Consider the following 12,208-nt stretch of genomic DNA (forward strand, 5'->3'; position numbering starts at 1 on the left):
GGATAATACCGAAAACATTCAATTATGATTTCTTCGTAACTAGTACGCTTTCTGTCATTTTTTGTATCGCCGTTTTCTTCTGTAATTTCTGTAAATCCATCACTTCTTTGATTACTTGTTTCACTTGTTTGGTTTTCTTGGATGTTAGAGGAGCTGACACCAAGAACTGTTGAAAATTTTCGAACAAGCTTTCTACTTCATCGCTTGTTTCCAAATAATGGGAGATATCTTCTTGCGTTAACTCATCGTACGTATTCAAACTTGCTGATAATAATTTTTTTAAGGAAAAAGGATCGCCATCCATTAACCCACCAACTAGTAACATTAACTCATCGTCTTCTTTTTTATTTTTTGGTAATGCCTTAATTTCATTTAAAAATTTAAATCCAAAAATCAGTGGATATGTTTTCCCATTAATTGTAATGATTGGTTTTTTTACCTGTTTCGCCATTCTTTCTCCTCCATAAGCGTGAGGTTCAAACCTCACGCATTTTCCTATTTAATTAAAGATAATTTCTATTTTGGCTGTAAACGTACCAAATATGTTCTTTACTAAACTAAAAAATTTATTCAGCAGGTTCAGTAGGAACTGACAAATCTGGCTTATACGTTTCTAAAGAACCCACATTTTGTGTGCTAGCTACTGTATCATAGTACAATTGTGCAAGCTCTTCTTGTTCTTCACTAACAGTTGCCCAAATTTTCCCAATACTTCCGTTTAGGTTTAATGTTGTCGAAACCGTCGCATTACTTTCTACTTCTGCGGCTAACGGGAATGTGCTTAATAAACCAACGCCAGTATGCGCAAAATATTTTCCCTCTTCATTTCGTTTATCTAGATTGATACGCCAAAATTCAACCAATTCATTTTTCTCATACGCGTACTCTAAAATATCAATTACTTTTGAGTCTGATGCCAAAAACTCCATTTCCAAGTTTTCATTTGAAGCACCCGCCGATTTAATCATTCCTGTTTTCGTTGCTGTTTCTTCTGTGCTACGTTCTCGATTTAACGTATGATTGATTTCAAAAGCTAATTGCTCTGCTGCTTTCGTTCCACGTTCCTTCACTAATCGGAAAAACAAAACAACTTTCTTTCCCTCTAAAACAGTTGGTTCTGCTACTCTATTTTTTGTCATATCTATTTACCTCTTTCTTCTCTTTTTCTTATTTTGAGTGTCACTATTTTTGCTAGTGTTTGCTCGTTATTGTTTTTGCATCTGAATCCGTTCTTTTACTTCTAAAATGTAGTCCACGATAATCATCATATTCTCCAAAGTCTTTTTCTTATCTTCGGAAACAATGTACTGAATGAATGCTTGCGAATAAGGCAATTCGTACTTTAGAAGGATTTGCATCACTTCAATAGTCGATTCATTGTGGCTGTTTTTTTGTTGCTCTTTGATGAGGATTTGCTTCAATTGTTCATGTGCTTGATTTTCTGATTGTAATAGAGCTTTATCTGCTATTTTTTGTGACTCTTGTTTAACAATCTTAGCCAACTCACCACGAGTAAAAAGACGCTCTTTTTTCTTCTTATTCTTTTCAGTTTGGTCAAAATAGCTACGCACGCCATCAGTCACTTCTGTTTCTTCTAATGTCACATATTGATTTTTACTATCTATAGATAATACTGTCATCTTTTTTCTGTCCTTCCTCTTTGAAAGTCACCATTTTACGTCCGTATGACGATACCCAAGTTTTATTTAAACTGTCCACTACAAGTAAACGGACAAAATATTCTCCATACGATTAGCCGCTTCAACTTATTCTTGTTTCATAAGCTGAACTAGGAACTCTTACTTCAATTAAAGATCAGTGAATTATGCTTATCTCTTCCTTGTGCTCTTATATGTAGTCTTCTGTTCGATAATAATCACCCAAGATTTCTTTCAACTAATTCATGGTTGCTGCTCTCATTGCTTCGTGATTCTCCTTTCACAAACAAATACATCTCATCAATTTGTTCGCCCATTCTGATCCAATTTTCAGCTTTTCCTTGACTGGCTGAATGAAACTCACCAAATAGTCAGATCCTTTATTCCTTTTTCTGGTAGTAACTGTTTTCCTATTCTTTGGCATCGTCTCAAATCAAACTCTGGCCTATGCGGATAATCAAAATTGGTATCTTTTTTATGAACCAAATACCGATCACCGTTCTTTGTTTTGACCACGATGGTATGCGCTAACTCCTTGATAAACACGCCTTCAACTGTGACACCATAAATTGTTTTATAGTTCATATCCTCCCTCTACTTTCTTCTAAATTGTTAATCAATCTATAGAAAATCAAAAATATATATTGACTTTTTTATAGAAAACTATAAAATATAGATAAACGGAAAAATGAATCATCTGTTTGTGATGAACATTTTATTAGTGATAAGTCTTGATACACCAGCTATTTTTTCTTGCTTATCTCTTACTGGCAAAATCAATATTATAACAAACTATAGCGAAAGTCAATAAAAATTATAGATTTCTATAAATTTTAGAAAGGAATTTACCCATGTCTGTATTTGAAAGAATTAAACAGCTCTCTGAGCAGCGCGGAAAAAGTGTTTCGCAAGTCGCCCTCGATTTAGGCTTTAGCGAAAATTTATTTTATCAGTGGAAAAAATCAAGCCCTAAATCTGATCGACTTGAAAAAGTGGCTGATTATTTTCATGTCAGTACCGATTACCTTTTAGGGAGAACGGATGACCCGACGAGTATAGCTGAAGATTTTGGCATCGATAAAGATAGCTTCATTTCACATTTTCGCCTTAACACGGCTAATATGAATGTCGAGGATACAGAAGAGCTTGAAGAGGAACTGAAGGATTATATGGACTTTCTCATCCAAAAAGCAATTGACAAGAAGAAAAGACGCAATAAGTAAGGTGGTTGATCGTATTGGACTATGTTGATGCGGGGCTTTATTTTGAAGCCTCAGATATCGCAAACGAGTTATGTCACGAAGCAGCTGCTTATCTTTCAAAACCAATTGAGCGAATAAACTGCTTTGATGTGAAATTATATGTTGAAGAGATTGAAGAGGTTGAATTCATCGAGGTCACATTCAAAAAACATCTAAGAAAGATGATGCTCGGCTCCACCTCAAAAATTGCAGGGGAGACATTTATATCTATTAATGCCGAGTTAATGCTTGAACGCAAAAACTTCACCTGCATGCACGAAGTCATTCATTATTACCGAGATATTCCCTATGAAAAAGAGAACCATACCTTCTCAGATATGATTGAAGAAAACGGTTATCTACCAGAAGATTATCCCAAAGAATACCGGGCAAACGTTGGTGCAGGTATTTTAATGGCCAATGACGAAGCTTTACAATATGCCTTAACAAAATTCGATAATTTTGGAAAGGTCGCTAATTACTTTTTTATCAGTAAAGCGGCACTCTTTAATCGCTTAAGAGATTATCTAGTCTACATCCAGAACTGTAGCCCCTCTTATGCAGCATCTTTGGTTACAAAATATAAGTATGGGCAATCAAAAGATTTTTTCCAAGCCTTTTTCAAATAATTTCGTCAGCCCCATTTGACAAAGAGCCATAATTTCTACCCGCAGAAAAAGTGACCCTAAACCTTAGATTTCACATCTATCGTTTAGGGTCACTTTCATTATTTACTTTTTATCAAAAATCGATTCTACTAAGTAAAATCACTTTTATTTTGCTTCTTCAACAAATTTTGCTGATTGTTCACCTGCTTGACGTCCAAAGACAACAATATCTGCAACGGCATTTCCGCCAATACGGTTTTGACCATGAATTCCACCAGTCACTTCTCCAGCTGCATATAATCCTTTAATCGTTGAACCATCTTCTTTTTCTACTTGCGTGTTCGTATTGATTTTCACGCCACCCATTGTGTGATGAATACCAGGTGCAATTTGAATTGCGTAGAAAGGACCTTTCGTTAAATCGTAGTCCATCGCTGTTTCACGTTTAAATTCTTTATCAGATTGATCTTTTACTGCTTTATTCCATGTATCAACAGTTGTTTCTAAAGTCTTCGCATCAACATCAATTTTTCCAGCTAATTCTTCAATTGTTGCGCCTTCAATGACAACGCCTTGCTCTTTGTAGAAATCAACTTGTTTCGCACGTTCTGCTAATGCTGAATCAAAAATCAAGTATGCATAATGTTCTGGAAGTGCTGTAATAGCCGCAGAAACATTATCTCTTGTTTCAAGTTCGTTGTAGAAACGTTTCCCTTGTTGATTTACAAGGATTGACCCTTCTCCACGAACCGTTTCACTAATTAACATTCCCGTTTTTTGAACAACAGTTGGGTGAACTTGGATTTGATCCATATCCACAACAGCGCCGCCAAGAGATTCAATCATTTTGATTCCATCGCCTGTACTACCTTCTGAGTTTGTACTTACGTAACCTTTCAAATCAGGGCGATATTCTTCAATCATTTTTTCGTTTGATCCATATCCACCAGTTGTTACGATAACTGCTTTTCCAGAAATTGTTTTTTCTTTCCCTTCAACTTTAGCAGTTACACCTGTTACTTGACCATCTTTTTCATTGATTTTTGTAACATCCACATTTACAAATAATGGAATTTCTTTTTCATGAACGTTTCTAATTAATCCGTCCACCAAATACGTACCTACAGCTCCACCATCATGAGGACGGTGAATTCTTTTCACACTTGCCCCACCACTGAAGCTGATATTATCTAAAGTAATGCCCATAGAATCTAACCAGTCAATCGCAGAAGCAGAGTTGTCTACCAAGTAATGTAAAAGTTCTTGGTCATTAGTTCCTTTTCCGCCTTTTAATGTATCATCAAAAAATAGTTGATTACTATCTTCAATTTTTTGTTCTTTTTGGAATTTTGTTTCAGATGCATTCATTCCACCAGATGATTTTAATGTATTCCCACCAGCAACCGGCATTTTTTCAAGAATAACAGGATTCATTCCAGCGTCCTTGGCAGATAAAGCCGCGGCCATCCCTGCTCCACCAGCACCAACAATCACAACATCATATTCATCTTTTAGTTCAGATGGATCTGTATATTCTTGAGCCGACGCACCAGAAGTTGCTTCAACAGAACTTCCTGTACTCTTATCTGTGCTTTTTTCTGTACTTGAATCACTTGTAGCAGAGCTTCCACATGCACTTAATAATAATGTCATTGCTAACCCTACAACTACAGTTTTAAACTTATTTCTTTTCAATGTTTCTCCCCCTAAAATCAACTATGTATTCTTTTTGAGAAAAAATGAGCAAGAAGTTTCACAAATTTTGAAAGTTATTCCATTTTTGAACTACTTGCATGCACAAAATGAATTTTAAAATCTATTGACTATTTTTTAAAACTCATCTAGCAAATCTTTTCTTTACTATTATAACTAAACAGCAGATGTCTTTAAGCTATTTACTAACTCTCTTTCCAAAAAATAAGAGTTGAACGGCTTACTATAACGCTAGCAATAATTATTTCAAATAAAGAAAATCATTTCTCAGTTTCTGATTATAAGTTAGTATATACCAAAAATCAACAACTTTGTGAAATTCTTATTTAACTTTCATCATTCGGCTACTCATATGAATGACTCTCTGCTTCTTAAAAAATCTGTAAGGATTCACAATTTTCATATAAAAATGGTCTTCTCTTCAATGGCGTGACAAGCAACCCACATGAAAATTCCTCTCATTTTTTTATAAGAAAACAAATAAAAAGCCATCCCTTAGTTGAGATGGCATCAATCAAATTTCTTTCATGTGCTTATAATTAATAATTACCACACCATTACTTTGTGTCATTAGCTGATCATTCTCACGAGTCTGATCGATTTCAACCACGGCAGAGTTTTTAAGCTGTTTAGTAATTGTTCCTGTCTGCGTTTTGCCATGCACCGTAAAAGTAACGTGTGTATTAACCATAAAATCCTTTCCATATTCAGAGGGGACGACAGTAGAATCAAATTTTCCAAATGTAGCCATTCGTAAAACCTACCTTTCACTTATGATTATAGCACATTTTATGAAAAATATCATGAAATGAAAATATAAGATGAAATCCCTTTCGATAATTTGGGAGAATGAAATGAATGGTTTTTGCTCTAATTGCCCCTTATTCCAAGTATTTCTACTTTTACCAGTTCAATTCATGCTTACAAATTTCTAGCGTACCTGTTACTAAAAATAGAAAAGCTCTTCAAATTTTCTTTCTAAAACAATGCAAAGAATTAGCGCTAATTTAGCAGTCGGATTAAATTGTCCGGTTTCTATTGAACTAATTGTATTTCTTGAAACGCCAACAAGTTCTGCCAACTGAGCCTGAGACAGATGGTTTTCTTTTCGAGCCTGTTTTAAATGATTTTTTAAAATCAATTCTTCCTTCATAATACTCACCAGCTCTTTACAAAATACGTACATAGTAAGGCTACACCTATAATAAGACAAATGATGATAGTTACTCTTTGCTTGCCAGGTTTCTTTTCTAACTTTGTCATTCCATATATGCTTGCTGGGAAATATAACCAAACAAGAGCCAAAATCATATAAAGCTCCGTGACTCGCCATTTGAGTAATGTATAAACGATAAGAATGACCGCTAAAACGACAAATACAAACCCACCGTATCTACTACCATTCAAAACTTGCTGCTCCTCTACTCCCTCTTTATCGCTTCTTTTTGAGTCTTGTACTCGCTGCAATAGTTCCTCTTTATTCAAACTTACTCCTCCTTTTTGACAAGTATACTTGGTAAAACCATCATACCATGTCAAGTTTTATTGTCAATATTACTTTGAAAACAAAACTTGGCAAATATCTCCCGAATGTTATTCCTTTACAAACTTATTCTTTTTTACTATAATTCATAATGTGTTTCGCCAACTTAGCTCAGTAGGTAGAGCAACGCACTCGTAACGCGTAGGTCACAGGTTCGATCCCTGCAGTTGGCATAAGTTAAAAAAGCTGATAAGACAAGGTTTTCTCACTTTGTCCTATCAGCTTTTCTTTCGTTTAAAAATTCAGCTATTCGCCAAAATTCGCCACTTACAAAAAAGAAGTAAGTGTTTCAATGCATTTTTTTGTTATTTAATAAACTTACCTGATTTATAAACTTCTTTAAAATCTGCCTTACCTAAAACTTCTTGCAATCTATTCACAGAGTTTGCACGTTCCATTCATCGTGTTGATAAGCTAGACAATTAACTGACAGATTCGTTCGGACACTAATAAGTTATAAAGATTAGGTTAGAAAAAATTCCACCTTAATCAATTAAAATAGGTGTATTCACCTAACTTTTTTATGTGTATCAACTGTTACTTTCGAATCTGTGACATACCGTGGTTGCAGATACTCAATATACTTATATAGATCGGGGAACAAGGATTTCTCAAAATAGAAATATTCGTTTAATTTCCCTTTTATTTCATCATGAATCATTGAAAAAATACCTGTCTTATCAATGTTATTTTCTAATTCTTGATGCTCATTCCTTAAATTTATAAGTTCTCCACGAAAGGCAGACTCTATCGTTTCAGAAATATCCCCACCTAGTGATCTTAATACTTCTTCTAATTCGTTTATCTTTCTTGAGATATCTTTTTTTAACTCCTCTGCATCATAACAAAGCTCAACAACTACTCTAGGAATCTTTTCCAATTTATCGGTATCCATACCATCTAATTTATCATAGTATAAAAACGCACCATCTTGAGCCTTTAATCGTCTATTGTGCTCTTCTTTTTCAACCAAAGTGAAAATATTATTTTTTTCATGAAGTTCTTCGTCAATTGCATAAGCCTCAATTACACCAGAAGAAAAATCGTGTTTACTCGAATCCGAGACCATAAATAACAAAGCAATATATGGATTTCTGGTTAAATCTAATAAACTTGTTCTTAGCCCATAGTGTTGTAATAGAGCCAATTGTTTTGCTCGTTTTCTTTGTTCATCCATCGACTCAGAAAACTCTACATATTCAACTTCTTGGGGAAATTCAACACTTATTCCCTTATATATCTTTTCAAATTTTTCTAAAAATTCACTTGATGTATTGGAACGAAATATTCCAGGAATTGTAACCCAGTTTTTTGCTTGTCCCCTAAAATAGTTGAAGTTTCCCAACTCTTTGTCAGATGCAATTTTTTGGAACAATTCTTTATATAAATAAAAAACTTTCCATTTCATAGGCCTATGCTTCACAATCTTTTCATTCACAATTGCACAATGTTTCTCCAACCTTTTATAAAGATTAGATTCAACACTTGATGATTTAGCCTCATCGATTTTAAAGGATTGTATATGATACTCTATGTCTGTAGCTGCTTCTGGTTTTGATGGAGCAATCGTGATTTGAATTGTAACCGTTTCAAATATAGACTCTGGTAAACAGGCACTTTTTAAATTACTATAATTCATCCTCTACTACTCCTTAATAAAACCAACATTCTTCAACCTAAACTCAAGTGAACTTTTGGATACATCTAGCTCATTGGCAACATCAGATAATAGTGCCTCATATTGAATGTTGTCTAATTCATTCGTCCATCTATTCTTAGCTATATATTCATCAATCGTACGCTTCAGTAGCTTTTCGGGCATTAACAGTTCTGCAGCAAAGCCATTCGCCTCGCGTTCTTCAATTCTATCAAGAATGCCTTCATACCGTGCTAGCGTCGAATCTCTATACTTAGTTTTTTTTGCCTCATGTAGTATAAAATGACCAATTTCATGAGCAATCGTAAATCTTTGCCTAACCTCTGCATCCAAGATGTTTACAAAAATTTTATTACCTTCTAGTCTTCCACTCTCATTTAAAATATCATGCACTATTTCAAACCCTAGTTTCTCCGCTATCAGCTGTACATCAATACGAGGCTCATCAGTAGTATTGTCAATATCATTAAATACAGTTTTTTGATTCTTGAATTTATCCATAAACTCTTGATCATATAATGCGGAAATCTTCCCCATATCTACACCTCCATATTAATCTCAATAGATAGTTGTTTCGTGTATAAGTATAACTATAAAGTACTTACAAGTAAATACGAAGCTTTCGTACTGGAAAATAAAAGCTCCCATAGCTTTATAGTTTATTAATTTAACCTTACCGCCAATTATACGAACGTACATTCTTTTTGTAAAGGGGAACAGTCTGTAAATATCATATTTTGAAAATAAAATTTACTTTATTCTCCCCCTCTCCTACCATAAACCAGATACAATATAACTGCTACAAAGCCTAGGATAGAAAAGAGTGAAACCTCTATACCAAATGCCCCTCCCGTTAAGAAGAAGTTATCATTTTTAAAAACATAAGTCGCAATCGCTTCTTTATCTTTTGATAGACCAAAACTACAGATTCCACCTATCATCAAAAAATTCCAAATACTATGGACAAACATACTAGCCCAAATAGTCTGGTTTTTATTCGCTAATAAAGAGAACATAATCCCTACTGAAGTTCCCCCAACAAGAAGCAACAAGAAGCTGGCTAAATCGAGCTGACCATTCAATAAATGTAACGCGCCAAATACTACTGACGGAATGATTATCCCGATTGTTTTTCCATATTGCTGACTTACTACAGACAGAATTAACCCTCTGAATATGGCTTCTTCTACAAAACCTACTGATAGGCCTACAAAAAAGAAAGCTCGCATAAAATAACTAAAATTCTTGCTAAAAGTGTAGTTATTGTTGATAAAATTTCCTGGCACCAAAAGAACAGTTACTAAAATGATTATCATTGGTAAAGCAAAGGAAATAATCAGCCATTCCCTTTTCACCTGGAATTTTGTAATCCCTAGTTCACTTAATGACTTATGAAGGACTTTTGTAACAAACAATTTGAGGAATACATAGGTCAAAGCTACGTAAGCTATCCCCTGCAAAAGATATTGAAAGCCATACAAGCTAAATGAGGAAAGGATACTAGACAGTCCTTGTGCCATACCTAAAATAAAAATACCTATAAAAGAAATACCAACTACTTTACCAAAATCTAACACCTTGTTCACGCTAATGTCCCCCTACATCTGAATCTATCTATTTTTTTTAGTTGCGTCTCATCTGCTTATCCTCAAAATAATCGTCCTTTTTGGAATCAGCTGAGTTCTTCTTGCAAATAACAAACGTTACGGAATGAAAAGCCCTAAAAAAGCTTGCGGAATTTTTATCCACAAGCTTCAAATTATTTATTATTTTGTTCCGAATAAACGGTCGCCCGCGTCTCCTAGACCAGGTACGATGTAACCATCTTCGTTTAGTTTTTCATCTAAGGCTGCTGTATAGATGTCAATATCTGGATGCGCATCTTGTAAAGCTTTGACTCCTTCTGGTGCAGAAACCAAACAAACAAATTTGATGTTTGAAGCGCCACGTTTTTTTAATGAGTCAATCGCCATAATTGCTGAACCACCTGTAGCTAACATTGGGTCAACAACAAATAATTGACGGCTAGCGATATCTTCCGGTAATTTTAAGAAGTACTCATGTGGCTCTAAAGTTTCTTCATCACGGTATAAACCAACATGGCCAACTTTTGCTGCTGGAATTAATTGTAAAATCCCATCAACCATGCCAATCCCAGCACGTAAAATTGGAATAATCGCTACTTTTTTACCTGTTAATGTTTTTTGCGTTGTTTTAACCATTGGTGTTTCGATAACAATATCCTCTAATGGCATGTCGCGAGAAACTTCGTATGCCATCAACATGGCGATTTCATTAACGACTTCACGAAAAACTTTTGTTCCACAGTTCTTCTCTCTGATAATTGTTAGTTTGTGCTGAATTAATGGATGATCAATTACTTGAAATTTGCCCATTTTGACTCTCCTTAATATTGTGTATTTTCATTTCTATTTATTGTAAAACAAAAGAGAGAAGGACACAAGCCCTGCTCTCCCAAAAATTTATTCTGTTATCCCATTTTTAGCTTTCAGACCTTAGACAAAGTCCAAAAAAAATCTAACTTCTTAACGATAAAGAGGATATTTGTTGGTTAACTCTTTGACCTCTGTTCTAACTTGTGAAAGTACAGCTTCGTCATCTTTGGCACGTAACGCTTTGACCACCAAGTTTGCCACTTCAATTGCATCGCGCTCATTAAATCCACGGCTCGTAATAGCGGGTGTGCCAATACGGATACCACTTGTTTTAAATGGACTCAATTTTTCGAAAGGAATCGAGTTTTTATTGACAGTAATATGCACAGTGTCCAAAATAGCTTCTGCTTCTTTTCCGTTTAAACCAAAACCTGTGACTTCAATCAATAACAAATGATTATCTGTATCCCCAGAAATCAAACGTGCTTCAGGGGCTTGATTAAAGACTTTTGCCATCGCTTTTGCATTATCAATGACTTGTTGGCTGTAATCCTTAAATTCTGGATCTAAAGCCTCTTTAAACGCGACTGCTTTCGCCGCAATCACATGCTCTAAAGGTCCCCCTTGAATTCCTGGGAAAATCGCACTATTGACTTTTTTGGCCAATTCTTCATCGTTTGTTAAAATCATTCCGCCACGAGGGCCACGTAATGTTTTATGAGTCGTCGTTGTGGTGATATCTGCGAACGGCACTGGGTTTGGATGTAAACCTGCTGCCACTAAGCCGGCAATATGTGCCATATCGACCATTAATTTTGCACCAACTTCGTCTGCGATTTCACGGAATTTAGAGAAATCAATCGTTCTGCCATATGCACTTGCGCCCGCCACAATCAGTTTCGGTTTGTGCTGTCTAGCCAAAATACGGACCACATTATAATCAATCACTTCTGTCGTAGGGTCTACACCATAACTGACAAAATTGTAGGTTTTTCCACTAAAGTTTACTGCCGATCCATGAGTCAAATGTCCTCCCGCAGACAAATCCATTCCCAATACGGTATCGCCAGGTTCAATTAAAGCCAAGTAAGCAGCGGTATTTGCTTGAGAGCCTGAGTGAGGCTGAACATTGGCAAATTTTGCGCCAAACATTTCTTTCGCTCGTTCAATCGCTAAGGTTTCAATCACATCAACAAACTCACAACCGCCATAGTAACGTTTCCCAGGGTAACCCTCTGCATATTTGTTGGTTAAAATACTCCCTTGCGCTGCCATAACGCCTTCTGAAACAACATTCTCCGAAGCAATCAACTCCAAGTTATTCTCTTGACGCTCATGCTCCTTGGCAATTGCTTCCCAGACCTCTGTATCCTTTGCTTTGTAATCCATAAA

At 35.4% G+C, this 12,208-nt stretch carries 15 protein-coding genes and 1 tRNA gene; 3 read left to right on the plus strand and 13 right to left on the minus strand.

Annotation, left to right across the window (positions count from 1 at the left end):
* Window positions 1-22: 22 nt before the first annotated feature.
* The 4 genes from IGI37_RS15660 to IGI37_RS15675 form a co-directional block, all read right to left on the minus strand.
* Window positions 23-451 (minus strand): tail assembly chaperone, encoded by a 429-nt coding sequence (locus IGI37_RS15660; RefSeq protein ID WP_438762994.1) that lies wholly within the window; start codon window positions 449-451, stop codon window positions 23-25.
* A 115-nt stretch (window positions 452-566) separates the two neighbouring features.
* Window positions 567-1,139: a phage major tail protein, TP901-1 family gene (locus IGI37_RS15665; RefSeq protein WP_438762995.1), complete on the minus strand. Its 573-nt coding sequence runs from the start codon at window positions 1,137-1,139 to the stop codon at window positions 567-569.
* 66 nt (window positions 1,140-1,205) lie between these two features.
* On the minus strand, window positions 1,206-1,640 hold the full coding sequence (locus IGI37_RS15670) for a hypothetical protein (RefSeq protein ID WP_438762996.1): 435 nt from the start codon (window positions 1,638-1,640) through the stop codon (window positions 1,206-1,208).
* Between the two features lie 378 nt (window positions 1,641-2,018).
* Window positions 2,019-2,243 (minus strand): hypothetical protein, encoded by a 225-nt coding sequence (locus IGI37_RS15675; RefSeq protein WP_438762997.1) that lies wholly within the window; start codon window positions 2,241-2,243, stop codon window positions 2,019-2,021.
* Between the two features lie 266 nt (window positions 2,244-2,509).
* Between IGI37_RS15675 and IGI37_RS15680 the strand changes: the two genes are divergently transcribed.
* Both IGI37_RS15680 and IGI37_RS15685 read left to right on the plus strand, forming a co-directional pair.
* Window positions 2,510-2,881, plus strand: coding sequence for a helix-turn-helix domain-containing protein (locus tag IGI37_RS15680; RefSeq protein ID WP_438762998.1), 372 nt, complete (start codon window positions 2,510-2,512; stop codon window positions 2,879-2,881).
* A 14-nt stretch (window positions 2,882-2,895) separates the two neighbouring features.
* A complete protein-coding gene (locus tag IGI37_RS15685) occupies window positions 2,896-3,528 on the plus strand; it encodes an ImmA/IrrE family metallo-endopeptidase (protein ID WP_438762999.1) in 633 nt (210 codons plus the stop codon).
* Between the two features lie 144 nt (window positions 3,529-3,672).
* Here the strand turns inward: IGI37_RS15685 and IGI37_RS15690 are convergent, their stop codons facing one another.
* From IGI37_RS15690 to IGI37_RS15705, 4 genes are all read right to left on the minus strand, one after another.
* Window positions 3,673-5,202 carry a flavocytochrome c gene (locus IGI37_RS15690; RefSeq protein ID WP_438763000.1) on the minus strand — a complete coding sequence of 510 codons (1,530 nt, stop codon included), beginning with the start codon at window positions 5,200-5,202 and terminating at the stop codon, window positions 3,673-3,675.
* A 532-nt stretch (window positions 5,203-5,734) separates the two neighbouring features.
* The gene (locus IGI37_RS15695) at window positions 5,735-5,971 is read right to left on the minus strand and encodes a hypothetical protein (RefSeq protein WP_438763001.1); all 237 of its coding nucleotides are present in this window, start codon (window positions 5,969-5,971) and stop codon (window positions 5,735-5,737) included.
* 195 nt (window positions 5,972-6,166) lie between these two features.
* Window positions 6,167-6,373, minus strand: a complete 207-nt coding sequence (locus IGI37_RS15700; RefSeq protein ID WP_438763002.1) for a helix-turn-helix transcriptional regulator — start codon at window positions 6,371-6,373, stop codon at window positions 6,167-6,169.
* Between the two features lie 5 nt (window positions 6,374-6,378).
* Entirely contained in the window at window positions 6,379-6,705 is a 327-nt protein-coding gene (locus tag IGI37_RS15705; RefSeq protein WP_438763003.1) for a DUF6442 family protein, read from the minus strand.
* Window positions 6,706-6,863: 158 nt separating this feature from the next.
* Between IGI37_RS15705 and IGI37_RS15710 the strand changes: the two genes are divergently transcribed.
* Window positions 6,864-6,936: transfer RNA gene (locus tag IGI37_RS15710), tRNA-Thr, on the plus strand.
* A gap of 335 nt (window positions 6,937-7,271) precedes the next feature.
* Here IGI37_RS15710 and IGI37_RS15715 read toward each other — a convergent pair.
* From IGI37_RS15715 to glyA, 5 genes are all read right to left on the minus strand, one after another.
* Complete coding sequence (locus tag IGI37_RS15715; protein WP_438763004.1) at window positions 7,272-8,402, minus strand: FRG domain-containing protein; 1,131 nt, start codon at window positions 8,400-8,402, stop codon at window positions 7,272-7,274.
* Window positions 8,403-8,408: 6 nt separating this feature from the next.
* Window positions 8,409-8,957 (minus strand): ImmA/IrrE family metallo-endopeptidase, encoded by a 549-nt coding sequence (locus IGI37_RS15720; RefSeq protein ID WP_438763005.1) that lies wholly within the window; start codon window positions 8,955-8,957, stop codon window positions 8,409-8,411.
* Between the two features lie 218 nt (window positions 8,958-9,175).
* A complete protein-coding gene (locus IGI37_RS15725) occupies window positions 9,176-10,006 on the minus strand; it encodes a lysostaphin resistance A-like protein (protein WP_438763006.1) in 831 nt (276 codons plus the stop codon).
* Window positions 10,007-10,186: 180 nt separating this feature from the next.
* On the minus strand, window positions 10,187-10,816 hold the full coding sequence (upp, locus tag IGI37_RS15730) for a uracil phosphoribosyltransferase (protein ID WP_438763007.1): 630 nt from the start codon (window positions 10,814-10,816) through the stop codon (window positions 10,187-10,189).
* Between the two features lie 150 nt (window positions 10,817-10,966).
* Window positions 10,967-12,205 (minus strand): serine hydroxymethyltransferase, encoded by a 1,239-nt coding sequence (glyA, locus tag IGI37_RS15735; RefSeq protein ID WP_438763008.1) that lies wholly within the window; start codon window positions 12,203-12,205, stop codon window positions 10,967-10,969.
* Window positions 12,206-12,208: the final 3 nt, after the last annotated feature.

The sequence above is a fragment of the Enterococcus sp. AZ194 genome, assembly GCF_051713825.1.
GTDB lineage: Bacteria > Bacillota > Bacilli > Lactobacillales > Enterococcaceae > Enterococcus_K.